General features: G+C 69.9%; 15 protein-coding genes and 1 riboswitch. Of the genes, 4 read left to right on the top strand and 11 right to left on the bottom strand.

Going from position 1 to position 17,306, the window contains the following annotated elements:
* Nucleotides 1–97: 97 nt before the first annotated feature.
* From ABZY33_RS34105 to ABZY33_RS34080, 6 genes are all read right to left on the bottom strand, one after another.
* Complete coding sequence (locus tag ABZY33_RS34105) at nucleotides 98–1,501, bottom strand: aminotransferase class V-fold PLP-dependent enzyme (protein ID WP_356495596.1); 1,404 nt, start codon at nucleotides 1,499–1,501, stop codon at nucleotides 98–100.
* A gap of 188 nt (nucleotides 1,502–1,689) precedes the next feature.
* Nucleotides 1,690–1,807, bottom strand: a riboswitch (SAM riboswitch).
* A gap of 96 nt (nucleotides 1,808–1,903) precedes the next feature.
* Nucleotides 1,904–2,968, bottom strand: a complete 1,065-nt coding sequence (gene trpD, locus ABZY33_RS34100; protein ID WP_356495595.1) for an anthranilate phosphoribosyltransferase — start codon at nucleotides 2,966–2,968, stop codon at nucleotides 1,904–1,906.
* A 123-nt stretch (nucleotides 2,969–3,091) separates the two neighbouring features.
* The gene (locus ABZY33_RS34095) at nucleotides 3,092–4,729 is read right to left on the bottom strand and encodes a cytochrome bc complex cytochrome b subunit (protein WP_356495594.1); all 1,638 of its coding nucleotides are present in this window, start codon (nucleotides 4,727–4,729) and stop codon (nucleotides 3,092–3,094) included.
* Complete coding sequence (locus tag ABZY33_RS34090) at nucleotides 4,726–5,778, bottom strand: Rieske 2Fe-2S domain-containing protein (RefSeq protein ID WP_356495593.1); 1,053 nt, start codon at nucleotides 5,776–5,778, stop codon at nucleotides 4,726–4,728. Before ABZY33_RS34090 ends, ABZY33_RS34095 begins: the two co-directional genes overlap by 4 nt.
* Nucleotides 5,775–6,584 carry a c-type cytochrome gene (locus ABZY33_RS34085; RefSeq protein ID WP_356495592.1) on the bottom strand — a complete coding sequence of 270 codons (810 nt, stop codon included), beginning with the start codon at nucleotides 6,582–6,584 and terminating at the stop codon, nucleotides 5,775–5,777. Before ABZY33_RS34085 ends, ABZY33_RS34090 begins: the two co-directional genes overlap by 4 nt.
* Nucleotides 6,585–6,665: 81 nt before the next feature.
* Nucleotides 6,666–7,286, bottom strand: a complete 621-nt coding sequence (locus ABZY33_RS34080) for a heme-copper oxidase subunit III (protein WP_356495591.1) — start codon at nucleotides 7,284–7,286, stop codon at nucleotides 6,666–6,668.
* Nucleotides 7,287–7,470: 184 nt separating this feature from the next.
* On the opposite strand from ABZY33_RS34080, the gene ABZY33_RS34075 reads away from it, so the two are divergent.
* Entirely contained in the window at nucleotides 7,471–7,872 is a 402-nt protein-coding gene (locus ABZY33_RS34075) for a hypothetical protein (protein ID WP_356495590.1), read from the top strand.
* 71 nt (nucleotides 7,873–7,943) lie between these two features.
* On the opposite strand, the gene ABZY33_RS34070 is transcribed toward ABZY33_RS34075, so the two are convergent.
* From ABZY33_RS34070 to coxB, 4 genes are all read right to left on the bottom strand, one after another.
* Complete coding sequence (locus ABZY33_RS34070) at nucleotides 7,944–9,203, bottom strand: Ig-like domain-containing protein (protein WP_356495589.1); 1,260 nt, start codon at nucleotides 9,201–9,203, stop codon at nucleotides 7,944–7,946.
* A 138-nt stretch (nucleotides 9,204–9,341) separates the two neighbouring features.
* A complete protein-coding gene (locus ABZY33_RS34065) occupies nucleotides 9,342–9,740 on the bottom strand; it encodes a cytochrome c oxidase subunit 4 (RefSeq protein ID WP_356495588.1) in 399 nt (132 codons plus the stop codon).
* Nucleotides 9,737–11,473 (bottom strand): cytochrome c oxidase subunit I, encoded by a 1,737-nt coding sequence (ctaD, locus tag ABZY33_RS34060; RefSeq protein ID WP_356495587.1) that lies wholly within the window; start codon nucleotides 11,471–11,473, stop codon nucleotides 9,737–9,739. The genes ABZY33_RS34065 and ctaD overlap by 4 nt, the downstream gene beginning before the upstream one ends.
* Nucleotides 11,470–12,429, bottom strand: a complete 960-nt coding sequence (coxB, locus tag ABZY33_RS34055; protein WP_356495586.1) for a cytochrome c oxidase subunit II — start codon at nucleotides 12,427–12,429, stop codon at nucleotides 11,470–11,472. Before coxB ends, ctaD begins: the two co-directional genes overlap by 4 nt.
* 335 nt (nucleotides 12,430–12,764) lie before the next feature.
* Between coxB and ABZY33_RS34050 the strand changes: the two genes are divergently transcribed.
* A complete protein-coding gene (locus tag ABZY33_RS34050) occupies nucleotides 12,765–14,144 on the top strand; it encodes an aminotransferase class V-fold PLP-dependent enzyme (protein WP_356495585.1) in 1,380 nt (459 codons plus the stop codon).
* Nucleotides 14,145–14,269: 125 nt separating this feature from the next.
* Here the strand turns inward: ABZY33_RS34050 and ABZY33_RS34045 are convergent, their stop codons facing one another.
* The gene (locus tag ABZY33_RS34045) at nucleotides 14,270–15,244 is read right to left on the bottom strand and encodes a carbohydrate kinase family protein (RefSeq protein WP_356495584.1); all 975 of its coding nucleotides are present in this window, start codon (nucleotides 15,242–15,244) and stop codon (nucleotides 14,270–14,272) included.
* A gap of 144 nt (nucleotides 15,245–15,388) precedes the next feature.
* Between ABZY33_RS34045 and ABZY33_RS34040 the strand changes: the two genes are divergently transcribed.
* Nucleotides 15,389–15,598, top strand: a complete 210-nt coding sequence (locus ABZY33_RS34040) for a hypothetical protein (RefSeq protein ID WP_356495583.1) — start codon at nucleotides 15,389–15,391, stop codon at nucleotides 15,596–15,598.
* Nucleotides 15,599–15,710: 112 nt separating this feature from the next.
* The gene (locus ABZY33_RS34035; RefSeq protein ID WP_356495582.1) at nucleotides 15,711–17,195 is read left to right on the top strand and encodes a hypothetical protein; all 1,485 of its coding nucleotides are present in this window, start codon (nucleotides 15,711–15,713) and stop codon (nucleotides 17,193–17,195) included.
* Nucleotides 17,196–17,306 lie beyond the last annotated feature (111 nt).

The raw sequence follows: 17,306 nt of genomic DNA, 5'->3' as shown, positions 1-17,306 counted from the left end.
GTGCGATGGACGCCGACCGTCCTGCCTTGCGCCTGTTCGTCCTGCACCACGCGGGCGGCGCTTTCGTCGTGGCTGAGCGCGCCGTTCCCCGCGCCCCTTACGGGGCCGGGACGCAGCGGCCTTCTTCGGTGCGGTAGGCCCACTTCGCGCCGTCCCGGACCAGTTCCTTCACGGCGCCGACGAACCGCTCGACGTGCTCGTCCGGCGTCCCCGCGCCGAAGCTGACCCGGATCGCGTTCAGCGACGTCTCCCCCGGCGCCGCCTCGGGCGCCCCGCACTCGCCCTGGGTGCCCGGGTCGGAGCCGAGCAGTGTCCGTACGAGCGGGTGGGCGCAGAACAGGCCGTCCCGCACGCCGATGCCGTACTCGGCGGAGAGCGCGGCGGCGAAGTGCGAGGAGTTCCAGCCCTCGACCACGAAGGAGAGGACCCCGACGCGCGGGGCGTCGTCCCCGAAGAGGGAGAGCACCTTCACCTCGGGCACCTCGGCGAGCCCCGCGCGCACCGTGCGGATCAGGTGCTGCTCGCGGGCGACCAGATCCTCGAAACCCGCCTCGGTGAGCGCCTTGCAGGCGGAGGCGATGGAGTAGACGCCGATGACGTTCGGCGAACCGGCCTCGTGCCGGGCGGCGCTGTCGTGCCACTCCACGTCCACCCCGCCGTCGGCGCGGCGCGCGACCGTGCGGGAGGCGCCGCCGCCGGCGAGGTAGGGCTCGGCGGCGCGCAGCCAGTCGGCGCGTCCGGCGAGCACCCCGGAGCCGAAGGGCGCGTACAGCTTGTGGCCGGAGAAGGCGATCCAGTCGACGTCCAGCTCCTGGACGGAGACCGGGTGGTGCGGGGCGAGCTGCGCGGCGTCGAGCACGATGCGGGCGCCGTGCGCGTGCGCAACCGCCGCCAGCTCGCGCACCGGCCACAGCTCACCGGTGACGTTCGAGGCGCCGGTCACGCAGACCAGGGCCGGGCCCTTGGGGCCTCCCCCGCTCGAACGAAGTGGGGAGCTTGGGGAGGGGTCGCGGTCGGCGAGGGCCCGCTCCAGGGTCGCGACGGCCTCGCCTGGGGTGCGCGGCGCGTTCAGGTACGTCACCTCGGCGTTGCGCCAGGGCAGCAGGGAGGCGTGGTGCTCGGTCTCGAAGACGAAGACCTGGCAGCCGGCGGGGAGCGCGGCGGCGAGCAGGTTGAGCGAGTCGGTGGTGGAGCGGGTGAAGACGAGCTGGTCGTCCGCGCGGCAGCCGAGGAACGCGGCGACGGTGGCCCGGGAGGTCTCGAACAGGTCGGTCGACAGCTGGGAGAGGTACCCGGCACCGCGGTGCACGCTGCCGTAGTAGGGCGCGTAGGCGGCGACGTCGTCCCACACCCGCTGCAGGGCCGGCGCGCTGGCGGCGTAGTCGAGGGCGGCGTAGGTCACCTCGCCGCCGGTGACGAGCGGCACGGTCACGTCGCGGCCGAGCACGGGCAGCGGGGCGGCGGTCTGGGTACAGGCGGCGGCGTCGACGGAAACGGACATGGCTGAACTCCCTGGCGAGGTAAGCGAATCGACCATGCCGGAGCTACGTCCGAGCGCTACGGAACAGGGCTCGACGGCATGGGGAGAAAAGAGGAACCGGGTACGCGGAGGCGGGGCCGAGACGCCCTATCGCATTCGCTTGCTCACGAGACTGCTCCCTTGAGGACCAGGACCCCAGGGTTGCGAGGGGTCCGCGCTTGCCATACGCCTTGCTGCGTACGGCCTGGTCTTCACCCAGGGCACCCCGCCACGGACGGAGGGTTGCCGGACAGCGGGCTGGGGCCTCGATCGCTGTCACTCATGACCTTGGACAGAATCCTGCCATACCTTCCGGATACGGCAAGGGCGCAGTCCAGTTCCTGAGACATGTGGACTGCGCCTCGCGTCACACCACGCGGGTGGTCACCGGTTGCTGGCGGCGACCCAGCGCTCCAGGGCCGCCTTGGCGGCGCCGGAGTCGATCGACTCGGCGGCCCGGTCCATGCCGGCCCGGAGCTGCTCGGTGAGCGTCCCCGGGCCCGGCCGGACGGCGACGAGCGCGGCGGCCGAGTTCAGCAGGACGGCGTCGCGGACCGGGCCGCGCTCCCCGTCGAGGAGGCGCCGGGCGACCTCGGCGTTGTACGACGGATCCCCGCCGCGCAGCGCCTCGATCCCCACGGTCGCGATGCCCACCTCCCGCGGGTCGAAGACCTCCTCGCGCACCGAGCCGTCGCGCACCACCCAGACCCGCGAGGTGCCGGTGATGGTCAGCTCGTCGAGCCCGTCGTCGCCGCGGAAGACCAGCGAGGAGTTCCCGCGCTCGGCGAAGACCCCGGCCACCACGGGCGCCATCCGCGGGTCGGCGACCCCGACCGCCTGCGCCCGTACCCGGGCCGGGTTGGTCAGCGGGCCGAGCAGGTTGAAGACCGTACGGATGCCGATCTGGCCGCGGGCCGCACCCGCGTGCCGCAGCGCCGGGTGGAACTTGATCGCGAAGCAGAAGGTGATCCCCGCTTCCTCGGCGACGCGCGGGACGCGCGCGGGCGGCAGATCCAGGTTGACGCCCAGCTTCTCCAGGACGTCCGAGGAGCCCGAGGCCGAGGAGGCGGCGCGGTTGCCGTGCTTGACGACCTTGGCGCCCGCCCCCGCGATCACGATGGCGGACATGGTGGAGATGTTGACGGTCTTGGCGCCGTCCCCGCCGGTCCCCACGATGTCGACGGTCTCGCCGGGCACCTCGATGGTGTTGGCGTGCTCGTACATCCCGCGGACCAGGCCGGTGATCTCCTGGACCGTCTCGCCCTTGGCGCGCAGGGCGACCACGAACGCGGCGATCTGCGCGTCGGTCGCCTCACCGCTCATGATGCGGTCCATCGCCCACGCGGTGTCGTCGGCGCTCTGGTCGCGGCCCTCCAGCAGGCCGTTCAGCACAGTGGGCCAGGAACGGGCCGCCGCGGTGTCGCCTCCAGCGGGGTTCAAAGCGCTCATGGCCGCTCCTGCTCGGTGTCATGGGGGACGGATCGCCACCCACCTTATCCAGCGCCGCGGACGGCAAAGAGCCCCCGTCCAGTGCCTGGACGAGGGCTCCTGCCGTGGCGGACAGCGCGGAGATCAGTGGTGGCCGTGGCCGCTGGTGATCTCCTTGTACTCCTCGGCGGTGGGCTTGGGGATCTGGTTGTTCTCCCCGTAGAAGCCCTTCGAGAGCTTGGCGCGCGTCTTCTGCAGGCGCGACGTCTTGCGCTCGACACCGTTCTCGTCGACCGAGGGGCCGATCTCGACCGGCTTGTACTGCTCGTGCGCGGTGAGCGTGTGCAGCGCCTCGGCACCGAGCGGCTCGTGGACCTCGACGAACTCACCGTGCGGCAGGCGCTTGATGATGCCGGACTCGCGTCCGTGCAGCACCTTGTCCCGGTCCCGGCGCTGGAGGCCGAGGCAGATCCGCTTGGTGGCGATGAAGACGAGGACCGGCACGACGAAGAAGCCGACCCGGACGAACCAGGTGATCGCGTTGATCGACAGGTGGAAGTGCGTGGCCCAGAGGTCGTTGCCACCACCGACGAGCAGGACGAAGTACCAGGAGATCCAGGCGGCACCGAAGGCGGTGCGCGTCGGGACGTTGCGCGGGCGGTCCAGGATGTGGTGCTCGCGCTTGTCGCCGGTGACCCAGGACTCGATGAACGGGTAGACCGCGATCGCGACCAGGACCAGCGGGAAGATGACCAGCGGGACGAAGACGCCCAGGACGAGCGTGTGGCCCCAGAGGTTGATCTCCCAGCCCGGCATCGTACGGATCAGGCCCTCGGAGAAGCCCATGTACCAGTCGGGCTGCGCGCCGGTGGAGACCTGGTCGATGCGGTACGGGCCGATGGCCCAGATCGGGTTGATCGAGGCGATGGCCGCGACGACCGCGATGACACCGAAGACCAGGAAGAAGAAGCCACCCGCCTTGGCCATGTAGACCGGCAGCAGCGGCATGCCGACGACGTTCTTCTCGGTCTTTCCGGCACCCGCGAACTGCGTGTGCTTGTGGTAGAAGACCAGGATCAGGTGGGCCACCAGCAGGCCGAGCATGATGCCCGGCAGCAGCAGGATGTGGACCGAGTAGAACCGCGCGACGAAGTCGCCGCCCGGGAACTCGCCGCCGAAGAGGAAGAACGACAGGTACGTGCCGACGATCGGCACGGACAGGACCGCGCCCTCCATGAAGCGGACACCGGTGCCGGAGAGCAGGTCGTCGGGGAGCGAGTAACCGGTGAAGCCGGTGAACATGCCGAGGACGAACAGCAGGAAGCCGAACAGCCAGTTGACCTCACGCGGCTTGCGGAACGCACCCGTGAAGAAGACGCGCATCATGTGCACGAACATGCCGGCGAGGAAGATCAGCGCCGCCCAGTGGTGGATCTGCCGGATCAGCAGACCACCGCGCACATCGAAGGAGATGTGCATGGTCGAGTTGAACGCCTCCGACATCAGCTGTCCCTTGAGCGGGACATAGCTGCCGTTGTACGTCACCTCGTTCATCGACGGGTGGAAGAACAGCGTCAGGTACACACCCGTGAGGATGATGATGATGAAGCTGTAGAGGCAGATCTCACCGAGCATGAAGGACCAGTGGTCCGGGAAGATCTTGCGCATGTTGGACTTGGCCAGGGAGTAGATCCCCAGGCGGCCGTCCGCCCAGTCGGCGACGCGCTCGCCGGCCGGTGCCTTCTCGCGAGAAGGCGCGTCATTGGTGGTCGTAGTACTCATCCGCGCTCCCAGAAGGCAGGGCCGACGGGCTCGGCGAAGTCGCCCTGCGCCACGAGGTAACCCTCGTCATCGACGTCGATGTGCAACTGCGGCAGCGCGTGACCGGCGGGTCCGAAGATCACCCGCGCACCGTCGGAGAGGTCGAAGGTGGACTGGTGGCACGGGCACAGCACGTGGTGCGTCTGCTGCTCGTACAGGGAGATCGGGCAACCGACGTGGGTGCAGATCTTCGAGTACGCAACGACGCCCTCGTGGGACCAGGCCAGCTCGCGCTTGTCCTTGATGTTCTCCGGCTGGATGCGGACCAGCATCAGCGCGGCCTTGCCCATGACCTGCTGGAAGTCCTCGTCGTGCTCCTCCACGCCCTCGGGCTTGGCGAAGGTGAGCGAACCGACCGCGATGTCCGAGGCACGCAGCGGCTCGTTCGTGTTCATGTTGACGAGCTTGAGGCCCTTCTTCCAGGCCGTGGTGCGCAGCTTCTTCTCGGGCAGCGGCCCGAGGTCGCGCAGGAGCACGACGCCGGAGAGCGGCACCAGGGCCAGCGCGCCGAAGAGCGTGTTGCGGATCAGCTTGCGCCGGCCGAACTGCGACTCGCGCGCGCCGTCGGCGAAGTCCGACAGGACCTTGGCCCGGACCTCGGGCTCGGCCTCGATCGGGTGACGCTCGGCGGCGACCTCGACGTCGGACATCAGGGTGCGGGCCCAGTGGACCGCGCCCGCGCCGATGCAGAACAGGGCCACGCCCAGGGTCAGGCCGAGCGCGAAGTTGAGCGCGCTGATGTGCCCGATCGGGAAGACGTAGATGCTCTGGTCGACGTCGATGGCGACGTACGAGGCGATGAACGCGACGGTGGCCAGCATCGAGATCGTGAACAGCATCGCCACGACGCGCTCGGACCGCCGGGCGGCCCGCTCCTCGATGTCCTGGATCCGGTGCTCGTGCTCGGGCAGCCCCGGGTCGGCGAAGGGGTTGTCCTTCACCTGGACCGAGCCGTGCCCGGTCTCCTGCTCGGTGGGCAGGTTCTCTTCTGGAATGTCTTGGCTACTCATGACTTCTTGGCCTTTGCGGTCCGAGCGGCGACCCAGATGGCGACGGCGACCAGGGCGCCGAGACCGAAGATCCAGGCGAACAGACCCTCGCTGACCGGGCCGAGCCCGCCCAGCTTGAGGCCGCCGGGGCTCTCCGACTTGTCGCCGTTGACCGCGTCGAGGTACGCGATGATGTCCTTCTTGTTCTGCTTGGTCATCGTCGTGTCCGGGAAGGACGGCATGTTCTGCGGGCCGGTCTGCATGGCCTCGTAGATGTGCTTGGGAGCGACATCCCCGAGGTTCGGCGCGAACTTGCCGTGCGTCAGCGCGCCGCCTTCACCGGTGAAGTTGTGGCACTGCGCGCAGTTGGTGCGGAACAGTTCGCCACCCTTGGCGATGTCCGCGCCGTCCGGGTTGTAGTCCTTCGAGGTCGGCGCGACAGGACCGGCGCCCAGCGAGGCGATGTACGCCGCGAGCTGGTCGATCTCGGCCTGCGAGTAGATGACCTTCTTCTTCGGGACCTGAGCGCCCGGCTGCTGGGCCGGCATGCGGCCCGTACCGACCTGGAAGTCGACGGCGGCAGAGCCGACGCCCACCAGGCTCGGGCCGTCGGTGCTGCCCTGACCGCCGGTTCCGTGGCAGCTGGCGCAGCCGACGGAGTAGAGCTTCTTGCCCTCGTCGATGGCGAGGGACTGGGCGGTTTCATCGGCCTGCGCCTTGCTCGCGGGCGCGAACGCGGCGTACAGCCCCCCGGTGGCCGCCAGCGCGAGGAGTAGGACGACGACCGCCGCCAGCGGATGGCGTCGTCGTGCGGAGAGCTTTTTCACGGATTACCCCGGTGTCAGGATCTTCTGCGTCGGTGCTGCGGGAATGTGTCGGGTTCTGCGCCCGATGCTGTGATCTTCGGACTACTTGATCAGGTAGATCGTGGCGAAGAGGCCGATCCAGACGACGTCGACGAAGTGCCAGTAGTAGGACACGACGATGGCGGCGGTCGCCTGCTCGTGGGTGAACCTCCGGGCCGCGTACGTCCTGCCGAGGACGAACAGGAAGGCGATGAGCCCGCCTGTCACGTGCATGCCGTGGAAGCCGGTGGTCAGGTAGAACACCGAGCCGTACGGGTCGGAGGAGAGCGAGAGCCCGTCCTTCTTGACCAGTTCGGTGTACTCGAAGACCTGACCGCCGATGAAGATCGCACCCATGATGAAGGTGACGATGAACCACATTCTGAGCTTCTTCACGTCACCGCGCTCGGCGGCGAAGACGCCGAGCTGGCAGGTGAGTGAGGAGAGCACCAGGATCGTGGTGTTCGTCGCCGAGAACGGAAGGTTCAGGCTGGACGCCATTTCCTTCCAGTGATCCGGTCCCGTCACCGATCGCAGGGTGAAGTACATCGCGAAGAGGGCCGCGAAGAACATCAGCTCGGAACTCAGCCAGATGATGGTTCCGACGCTGGTGAGGTTCGGTCGATTGACCGACGGGTGCGCGTGCCCGGTTTCTACTGTCGTTGCTGTCGCCACGACCGACATTATGTCGGTCGCTTATCTCGCCCTCACTCCGGGGGGTGCCGTTCGGAGTGTCTGGGGGGTGTGTCCAGCCCATATGGCCCAGCGGAGGGCTGTGCGAACCGGTGTTGACGGGGTGTCGGGAGGAGTAGGCTCCGCGCCGAGGACACCGCAAGACGCCCCAGACTGACAACGCCTCGGAGGAACGATGCAGTCGACCGCGACGGTTCTGGTCTACAGCGACGACGCCCACACGCGGGAGCAGGTCCGGCTCGCGACCGGTCGCCGGCCCGCGTCGGACGTCCCCGAGGTCCAGTTCATCGAGTGCGCGACCCTGCCCGCCGTCCTCAAGGAGCTGGACCGGGGCGGCATCGACGTCGTCGTCCTGGACGGCGAGGCGGCCCCCGCGGGCGGGATGGGCGTGTGCCGGCAGATCAAGGACGAGGTCTTCCGCTGCCCGCCGGTGCTGCTGCTGATCGGCCGCCCGCAGGACGCCTGGCTGGCCACGTGGAGCCGCGCTGAGGCGGCGGTGACGCTGCCGGTCGACCCGGTCGACTTCCCGGCCGCGCTGGCCTCCCTGCTCCGCTCCCGCCAGGCCGTCAGCGCCTGACGCCCCCGGCTCCGCCGACGGCTCCGGTACGCCCTCGGCGTACCGGAGCCGGAAGTCTCACACCGGCGGGCTCAGACCTCCGGGCTCAGCCGCGCCTGGCTGACCGGGTCGGCCTTGCCGGTGGCGGTGGCGGACAGGGCGCTGCCCTCGCCCCACTTCTTCCAGCTGAGGTTCCAGTCGCCGAATCCGTTCCCGAACGGGTCCATCTCGGCGCCGGAGCTGTTGACGACCTTCACGATGTCGCCCTCGCGCACGGTGTTGAAGAACCAGGCGGCGTTGCCGGTGCTCATGCCGGTGCAGCCGTGGCTGACGTTGGCGTACCCCTGGGAGCCGGTGGACCAGGGCGCGGCGTGCACGTACTCGCCGCTCCAGGTGACGCGGGTCGCGTAGTACACGGGCAGGTCGTAGGAGTCCGAGGAGCCGGCGGCGATGCCGATGCTCTCACCGCGCATACGTACGTAGTACTCCTTGCCCAGCACGACCTTGACGCCGTTGCGGGTGTCGAAGCCGGGCTTGCCCGTGGTGACCGGGATCTCGTTGATGGCCTTGCCGTTGCGGTAGACCGTCATGGAGTGCGAGCCCGCGTCGGTGACCGCCTCGATGCGGTCGCCCGTGGTGAGCGTCAGCGGCTTGCTCTCGCCGCCCCAGAGCCCTTCGCCGACCTTGAGGCCCTGGAGGTTGCTGCGGACCGTGATGGTGGCGTGGGCGGGCCAGTACTCCTTGGGGCGGTAGTGCAGCGTCTTGCTGTCCACCCAGTACCAGGAGCCGCCGTCCGCGGCCGGTTCGGAGCTGACCTTCAGGGCCCGCTCCACGACGGCGCGGGCCTTCTCGTCCTTGACCGGCTTGTTCAGCTCGGCCGTGATGGGCTGGCCGACGCCGTACGTGCCGTGCTCGGGGCCGAACGTGGCCTTCAGGGCCCGCTCCTTGCCCGGGCTGCCCGTCTCGAGGGAGAGGACCTTGCGGCCGGGCGCGCCGTCCTCGTCCATGGTGCTGACCCGGACGGTGTACCGGGCGTCCGCGGCCAGTGGGGAGGTGGTGTGCCACCTGCGGCCGTCGGCGGAGAGTTCGCCCGCCACGTAGCGCCCCTGGGCGTCCGTGGCGGTGACGTCGGTGATGCGTCCCTCGTCGCCCTGGGCGCTGACTTCCAGGGGCTTGTCGGGGTCCGCCTTCCGACCCCCCACGGGCCCGCTGAAGGAGATCTGGCTCGCCGCGTCGTAGGGCTTGGCGGAGAGCGGGTGGCCGGAGCTGCCGCAGGCCGTGAGGCCCGCACCGAGTGCGGCCACCAGCAGGCTGCAGCCAAGAACCGTACGGATGCGCGGAGAGTGGTCCATGACCACACCGTAAGAAGGTTCGCCGCGTCCAGCGCGGTGAAATGAGCCGGTCGGGGCACGGCCGACACGCCGAAGGGCCCGGACGCTCCCTCGGGAGTGTCCGGGCCCTTCGCCGCGTGCCGTCAGAACCGGAGGGTGCTACTGGTTCTGGTTCTCACCGCGGTAGTACTCGAAGACCCAGCCCCACAGGCCGAACATGATGACGGGGGCCGAGAAGTACAGCAGCCACCAGCCGAAGACGACGCCCAGGAAGGCGAGCGCGCCACCGACGGCCAGGGAGAGCGGCTGCCAGGAGTGCGGGCTGAAGAAGCCCACCTCGCCGGCGTCGTCCGCGACGTCGGCTTCCTTGTTGTCCTGCGCGCCGGTGTCGACCCGCCGGGCCGTGAAGGCCAGGTAGTAGCCGATCATGATGCACAGACCGAACGCCAGGAAGAGCGCCGTCGTACCGGCCGGCTCCTTCGACCACACGCCGTAGACACCGGCCATGATCAGGACGAAGAGGCTCAGCCAGATGAACATCTTGCCTTGGACCTTCACTTGCCGGCCTCCTTGCTGCCAGCCAGCGCCTTGTCACCATGGCCGGAGTTCTCCAGCTGGTCCAAGGCCGCGATCTCAGGGTGATGCAGGTCGAACGCCGGCGATTCCGAGCGGATCCGCGGCAGGGTGAGGAAGTTGTGCCGCGGCGGCGGGCAGGACGTCGCCCATTCGAGCGAGCGGCCGTAGCCCCACGGGTCGTCGACCTCGATCTTCTTGCCGTACTTGGCGGTCTTCCACACGTTGTAGAAGAACGGCAGGATCGACAGGCCGAGCACGAACGAGGAGATCGTCGAGACCGTGTTCAGGGCGGTGAAGCCGTCGACCGCGAGGTAGTCCGCGTACCGGCGCGGCATGCCCTCGACGCCCAGCCAGTGCTGGACCAGGAACGTGCCGTGGAAGCCGCAGAACAGCGTCCAGAAGGTGATCTTGCCGAGCCGCTCGTCGAGCATCTTGCCGGTGAACTTCGGCCACCAGAAGTGGAAGCCGGAGAACATCGCGAAGACGACGGTGCCGAACACCACGTAGTGGAAGTGCGCCACCACGAAGTACGAGTCCGAGATGTGGAAGTCCAGCGGCGGGGCCGCCAGGATCACGCCGGTCAGACCACCGAAGGTGAAGGTGATCAGGAAGCCGATCGCCCAGAGCATCGGTGTCTCGAAGGACAGTGAGCCCTTCCACATCGTCCCGATCCAGTTGAAGAACTTCACGCCTGTTGGTACAGCGATCAAGAACGTCATGAAGGAGAAGAACGGGAGCAGCACGCCACCGGTCACGTACATGTGGTGCGCCCACACGGTCACGGAGAGGCCGGCGATGGCGATGGTCGCCCCGATGAGGCCCGAGTAACCGAACATCGGCTTTCTCGAGAACACCGGGATCACTTCGGAAATGATTCCGAAGAATGGCAGGGCGATGATGTACACCTCTGGATGGCCGAAGAACCAGAAGAGGTGTTGCCAGAGCAACGCGCCGCCGTTCGCGGCATCGAAGACGTGCGCTCCGAACTTGCGGTCCGCCTCCAGGGCGAACAGCGCGGCGGCGAGCACCGGGAAGGCCAGCAGGACCAGCACACCGGTGAGCAGCACGTTCCACACGAAGATCGGCATGCGGAACATCGTCATGCCGGGAGCGCGCATGCAGATGATCGTGGTGATGAAGTTGACCGAGCCGAGGATCGTGCCGAAGCCGGAGAAGGCCAGACCCATGATCCACATGTCGGCGCCGATGCCCGGCGACCGGACGGCGTCCGAGAGCGGGCTGTAGGCGAACCAGCCGAAGTCGGCGGCGCCCTGCGGGGTGAGGAAGCCGGCGACCGCGATCAGCGAGCCGAACAGGTACAGCCAGTAGGCGAACATGTTCAGCCGCGGGAACGCGACGTCGGGGGCGCCGATCTGCAGCGGCATGATCCAGTTCGCGAAGCCCGCGAACAGCGGCGTCGCGAACATCAGCAGCATGATCGTGCCGTGCATCGTGAACGCCTGGTTGAACTGCTCGTTCGACATGATCTGCGTGCCGGGACGGGCCAGCTCGGCGCGCATGAAGAGCGCGAGCAGACCGCCGATGCAGAAGAACGCGAACGATGTGGCCAGGTACAGCGTGCCGATCGTCTTGTGGTCGGTGGTGGTCAGCCACTTGATCACGGTCGCGCCCGGGCTCTTGGGCCGAGCCGGCAGCTCGTTCTCGTACGAGTCTTCAGCTGCCGCGGCACCCTTGGGATCGTTGAGGATGCTCACAGGTTGTTCGTCTCCCGGTTCTTCTCGTGTTCCGTCTGGGCGATGCCAGCCGGGACGTAACCGGTCTGCCCCTTCTTGGCAAGGTCCTTGAGGTGCTGCTCGTAGCGCTCAGGAGAGACGACCTTCACGTTGAAGAGCATCCGGGAGTGGTCGACGCCGCACAGCTCGGCGCACTTGCCCAGGAAGGTCCCCTCCTTGTTCGGGGTCACCTCGAACGAGTTGGTGTGGCCCGGGATGACGTCCTGCTTCATGAGGAACGGCACCACCCAGAAGGAGTGGATGACGTCCCGCGAAGTGAGGACGAACCGGACCTTCTCGCCCTTGGGGAGCCAGAGGGTCGGGCCGGGGTTGTGCGTCTGAGGGTTCCGCGTACCGGGGGTACCCACCTCGTAGACACCACCGGCGTTCGCCGGGAAGTCGTCCTTGAAGCGCTGCGGGATCGCGGAGAGCTCCTTGGAGGTCTTCGCGTCACCGTCGACACCGGGCACGTTCTCGACGTAGTTGAAGCCCCAGCTCCACTGGTAGCCGACCACGTTGACGGTGTGCGCCGGCTTGTCGTCGAGCTTGAGCAGCTTCGACTCGTCGCGCGCGGTGAAGTAGAAGAGGACCGACACGATGATCAGAGGAACGACCGTGTAGAGGGCCTCGAGCGGCATGTTGTACCGCGTCTGCGTCGGAACCTCGATCTTGGTGCGGCTACGCCGGTGGAAGATGACACTCCACAGGATCAGCCCCCACACCAGCACGCCCGTGGCGAGCGCTGCCGCCCACGAGCCCTGCCAGAGGGAGAGGATCCGTGGGCCCTCTTCCGTCACCGGAGTGGGCATACCAAGACGGGGGAAGTCCTTGTATGTGCAACCGGTTGCGGTTACCAGGATCAGGCCCGCAGTCAGCACCTGCGGCAGCTTCCGCCGCATCGGGCGCCGCGACGAGCGGTCGGAGCCGTTGGGACTCACGTAGCGCCTTCCCGAGAGTCTCGCCCGCGCTGGTTGGCTACGGCCGTCTCGCTGGTCGCTCGCCGCCCTGGCACACGGGCAGGGGTTTGGATGTTTATGCGGACCAAACCCTACTGGACGCTATTTGGGGTCGCGCGGGGAGGGTGCCTAACGCGCCGCGGGTCACTCCGAAGGGTGGGATCCTGCCCTATTGGGGGTTTCTGACGGGGTCTCGGTACGCCTGACAGCTCGGGTTCTCCCGCCGGGTGGCGACTGCCGGTCCGTCGTGGTTGCTCGCGCAGTTCCCCGCACCCCTGGCGGGGCGCCCCGGCGCGCGGGCGCCCTAGCGTAGGGGCGTGTCCTATTTCGATGTCGCCTCCTCCGCCCCTCTTCATCCCGTTGCCCGGCAGGCGCTGCTGGCCTCCCTTGATGACGGGTGGGCCGATCCGTCCCGGTTGTACCGGGAAGGACGAAAGGCGCGGCTTCTCCTTGACGCCGCGCGCGAGGCGGCCGCCGAGGCGGTGGGGTGCCGGCCCGACGAGCTGGTCTTCACCGCCTCGGGGACGCGCGCCGTGCACGAGGGGATCGCCGGCGCGCTCGCCGGCCGTCGGCGTGTCGGACGGCACCTGGTGGTCTCCGCGGTGGAGCACTCGGCCGTCCTCCATTCGGCGGCGGCCCACGAGCACGGCGGCGGCGCGGTGACCGAGGTGGGCGTCGGGCGGGAGGGCGCGGTGTCCGCCGCGGGCTACGCCGATGCCCTGCGGCCGGACACCGCCCTGGCCTGTCTGCAGTCGGCCAACCACGAGGTGGGCACGGTCCAGCCCGTGGCGGAGGTGGCCGAGGCGTGCCGGGCCGCGGGGGTGCCGCTCTTCGTGGACGCGGCGCAGTCGCTGGCCTGGGGGCCGGTGGCGGCGGGCTGGTCGGTGCTGGCCGGCAGCGCGCACAAGTGGGGCGGCCCGGCCGGGGTCGGGGTGCTCGCCGTGCGCAAGGGGGTGCGGTTCGCGCCGCGGGGGCCCGCGGACGAGCGGGAGTCCGGGCGGGCGGCGGGGTTCGAGAACATCCCGGCCGTGGTGGCCGCCGCCGCCTCGCTGCGGGCGGTGCGGGCCGAGGCGGCCGGGGAGGCGGCGCGGCTGCGGGAGTTGACGGACCGGATGCGGGCGCGGCTGCCCCGGCTGGTGCCGGACGTGGAGGTCGTCGGGGACCCGGAGCGGCGGCTGCCGCATCTGCTGACGTTCTCGTGTCTCTATGTCGACGGGGAGACGGTCCTGCACGAGCTGGACCGGGCCGGCTTCTCGGTCTCCTCGGGCTCGTCGTGCACCAGCAGCACGCTGACGCCCAGCCATGTGCTGCGCGCCATGGGTGTGGTGAGCGAGGGGAACGTACGGGTGTCGCTGCCGCTCGGGGTGGCGGAGGCGGAGGTCGAGCGGTTCCTGGAGGTGCTGCCCGGGGTGGTGCGGGGGGTGCGGGAGAAGCTCGGGGTGCCGGTGGCCCCGGCGGACGGGGATGCGGAGGCGGTGACCGTCGACGCGATCGGCATGACCTGTCCGCGGCCGGTGATCGAGCTGGCCCGGGCGATCGGCCGCGTCCGGGCCGGCGGCACGGTGACTGTCGTCGCCGATGACGAGGTCGCCGCCGTTGACATCCCGGCGTGGTGTTTCACGCAGGGCCACGAGTACGTGGGGGCTGCGCCCGGGCCGGACGGGGCCGTCGCCTATGAGGTACGCAGGGCCCCGTAAGGAGCGCGGGGAACGGCGGCGCAACCCGCGAAAAGCCGCGGACGCGTCTGCTCGGTGCATGAGCAGACGCGTCCGCGGCTTTCGTTGTGGCTGGTCGCGCCGTTCCCCGCGCCCCTTACGGGGTGCTAGTTGAGGTAGGACTCGACCTCGGCCGCGGCCTCGTCGCCGTAGGCCTTGCGGAACCGGTCCATGAACGGGGCGCGAGCCAACGCGTACTCCTGGGTGCCCAGCGTCTCGATGACCAGCGTCGCGAGCATGCAGCCGACCTGCGCGGCCCGCTCCAGGGAGGCGCCCCAGACGAGCCCCGAGAGGAAGCCCGCCCGGAACGCGTCGCCGACGCCGGTCGGGTCGACCTTGGCGTTCTCCTCGGGGCAGCCGACCTCGATGGGGTCCTCGCCGACCCGCTCGATGCGCACGCCCCGCGCGCCGAGGGTGGTGACGCGGTGGCCGACCCTGCCGAGGATCTCCGCCTCGGTCCAGCCGGTCTTCGACTCGATGAGGCCCTTCTCGTACTCGTTGGAGAAGAGGTACGTGGCGCCGTCGAGCAGGAGCCGGATCTCCTCGCCGTTCATGCGGGCGATCTGCTGCGAGAAGTCGGCGGCGAAGGGGATCTTGCGGGAGCGGCACTCCTCGGTGTGGCGCATCATCCCTTCCGGGTCGTCCGCGCCGATGAGCACCAGGTCGAGACCGCCCACCCGGTCGGCGACGGTCTTCAGCTCGATGAGGCGGGCCTCGCTCATCGCGCCGGTGTAGAAGGAGCCGATCTGGTTGTGGTCGGCGTCCGTGGTGCAGACGAAGCGGGCGGTGTGCAGGGTCTCGGAGATGCGGACCGAGTCGGTGTCCACGCCGTGCCGCTCCAGCCAGGCGCGGTACTCGTCGAAGTCGGACCCGGCCGCGCCCACGAGGACCGGGCCGGTGCCGAGCTGGCCCATGCCGAAGGCGATGTTGGCGCCGACTCCGCCCCGGCGCACGTCGAGGTTGTCGACGAGGAAGGAGAGGGAGACCGTGTGCAGCTGGTCGGCGACGAGTTGGTCGGCGAAGCGGCCGGGGAAGGTCATCAGGTGGTCGGTGGCGATGGATCCGGTGACTGCGATGCGCACGGCGAGGTCACGCTTCCTGCGGGGAAAGGGGTTGACAGTCCACGCTATCCGGTGGAGGGCCCTCCCCTGAAGAGTGCCGAAGTGCGGAAAACTACCCGATAGTAGGGCTTTTCTCCGGAGACCAGGCGTGTCTACGGTGCGGACATGACGTACGACGTGTCCTTCATGGCCCAGGACGGGCTCGCCGCCCTGCGCGGCGACTGCGCGCGGATGGTTCCGCACTGGGTGCTGCCGCGCGCCCCGTGGGAGACCGACCGGCCGGCGGCCGTGCCGTCCGCGGCCGGTATCCACGGCGTCGTCGTGCCCGCCGCCTCCGCCCGGCTCATCGACGCCATGGCGGATTTCGGCGACTGACGGCGCCCGGCAGGGAACCGCGCGCTCCCCTCTCACGTCCCATCGCCGTGCCCTGGTGCACTCCCCCGTCCGGGGGACACGGGACAGACGTGGCGGCTGAAGGAGCGATGCAGTGAGCACCGAAGAGCAGACGCAGGATCGGCACCAGCGACGACGCACGCTCGCCGTCGCCTCGGTCGCGGCGGCTGTGCTGCTCGCCGGCGGCGGTGGGGCGTACCTGGCGACGAGCGCGTCAGGCGGCGGCGAGGACCAGCACACCGGCGCGGGTGACAGCGGCACTCCCCCGCCGCTCGCCCTGGACGGCTACGCGCGAGGCGGCGGCCCGGGGACGACGAACGGGATCGCGCCCGGCGAGCCGGACCCGAACGGCACGCGCTACAAGGCGACCGGCACGCTGCCGGACGGCCCCGGCGAGGCCCCGGTCTACCGCGCCACCGGCACGGTGACGGCCGCCGAGGTGGCCACCCTCGCCGCCGCCTTCGACGTGCACGGCACACCGCGCCTGGTGGACGGCGCCTGGCGCCTGGGCCCGGCCGGGGACGGGTCGGGGCCCTCGCTCCAGGTGAACCGGGCGGCGCCGGGGACCTGGACCTACGCGCGATACGCGCCGTCGGCGGGCAGCAAGTGCGCCGGCCCGGCGAAGTGCCCGGACCCGGCGGGCGGCGGGAGCGAGCAGGACGCGGTGAGCGAGAGCGCGGCGAAGCGGAGCGCGGCGCCGGTCCTGAAGGCGCTGGGCCAGGACGACGCCGCGCTGGACGCGACCCAGCTCATGGGCGCCACCCGGGTGGTCAACGCCGATCCGACGGTGGGCGGCCTGCCCACGTACGGCTGGTCGACCGGGATCCAGGTCGGCGCGGACGGCCGGGTGAGCGGCGGCAGCGGGCAGCTGAAGGCGCCGGTCGAGGGTGCTACGTACCCGACGGTGGGGGCGAAGGAGACGATCGAGCGGCTGAACAGCGCGGCGGCGGGCGACCGTGGCACGGTGGGCGGCTGCGCGAGCGCGGCGCCGCTGGACGGGCGTTCGGCCGGCTCCGGCGAGGGCGCCGGGTGCACGCCGTCGTCGCCGCGGCCGCCGGCCGCCACGACGGTCTCGGTCACCGGGGCCACGTTCGGGCTCGCCGCGCACTACGTGGACGGGCGGCAGGCACTGGTGCCGTCGTGGCTGTTCCGGGTGGAGCCGGGCGGGGGCGGCAAGGAGTTCACCGTGACGCATCCGGCGGTCGAGCCGAAGTTCCTGGTGGCGCCCGGGAGTTCCACCTCCCCGACTGCGCCGTCGTCGTCTGCCGGGACGGACGAGCACGACGTACGGGTGCAGGGGTACGGGACGGCCGGGCGGACCCTGACGCTGCACTTCACCGGGGGCGTGTGCGCGACGTACGCGGCGACGGCGCGGGAGTCCGGCGGGAAGGTCGCCGTGCGCGTGACCTCCACCGAGAAGAAGGGCGGCGTCTGCGTCAAGGTGGCGAAGTTCTACACCCTGCCGGTGACGCTGGACGCCCCGCTGGACGGGCGGAAGGTCGTGGGGACGGACGGCTCCGCCGTGGCGCCCGCGCAGAAGAACGGGCCGGGCGGGGCCACTCCGGCGCCGCGCGGCTGACCCGGGCCGCGAGCGGGTCCGGACACGGCGAAGGGCGGTCACCCCGGCCGGCTACGCCCAGCCGTGTCATCTGACGGCCCGGGTCGGAGATCGCGTTCGTCGCCATGTTCC

The sequence above is a fragment of the Streptomyces sp. NPDC006552 genome (genome assembly GCF_040611655.1).
Lineage (GTDB): Bacteria > Actinomycetota > Actinomycetes > Streptomycetales > Streptomycetaceae > Streptomyces.
Note: the sequence above shows the minus strand (reverse complement) of the source record. Positions and strands in the feature narration are given on the sequence as shown.

Coding starts and splice junctions, on each gene's coding strand:
- ABZY33_RS34105 (WP_356495596.1), bottom strand. CDS start 1,501: ATGTCCGTTTCCGTCGACGCCGCCGCCTGTACCCAGACCGCCGCCCCG.
- trpD (WP_356495595.1), bottom strand. CDS start 2,968: ATGAGCGCTTTGAACCCCGCTGGAGGCGACACCGCGGCGGCCCGTTCC.
- ABZY33_RS34095 (WP_356495594.1), bottom strand. CDS start 4,729: ATGAGTACTACGACCACCAATGACGCGCCTTCTCGCGAGAAGGCACCG.
- ABZY33_RS34090 (WP_356495593.1), bottom strand. CDS start 5,778: ATGAGTAGCCAAGACATTCCAGAAGAGAACCTGCCCACCGAGCAGGAG.
- ABZY33_RS34080 (WP_356495591.1), bottom strand. CDS start 7,286: ATGTCGGTCGTGGCGACAGCAACGACAGTAGAAACCGGGCACGCGCAC.
- ABZY33_RS34075 (WP_356495590.1), top strand. CDS start 7,471: ATGCAGTCGACCGCGACGGTTCTGGTCTACAGCGACGACGCCCACACG.
- ABZY33_RS34070 (WP_356495589.1), bottom strand. CDS start 9,203: ATGGACCACTCTCCGCGCATCCGTACGGTTCTTGGCTGCAGCCTGCTG.
- ABZY33_RS34040 (WP_356495583.1), top strand. CDS start 15,389: ATGACGTACGACGTGTCCTTCATGGCCCAGGACGGGCTCGCCGCCCTG.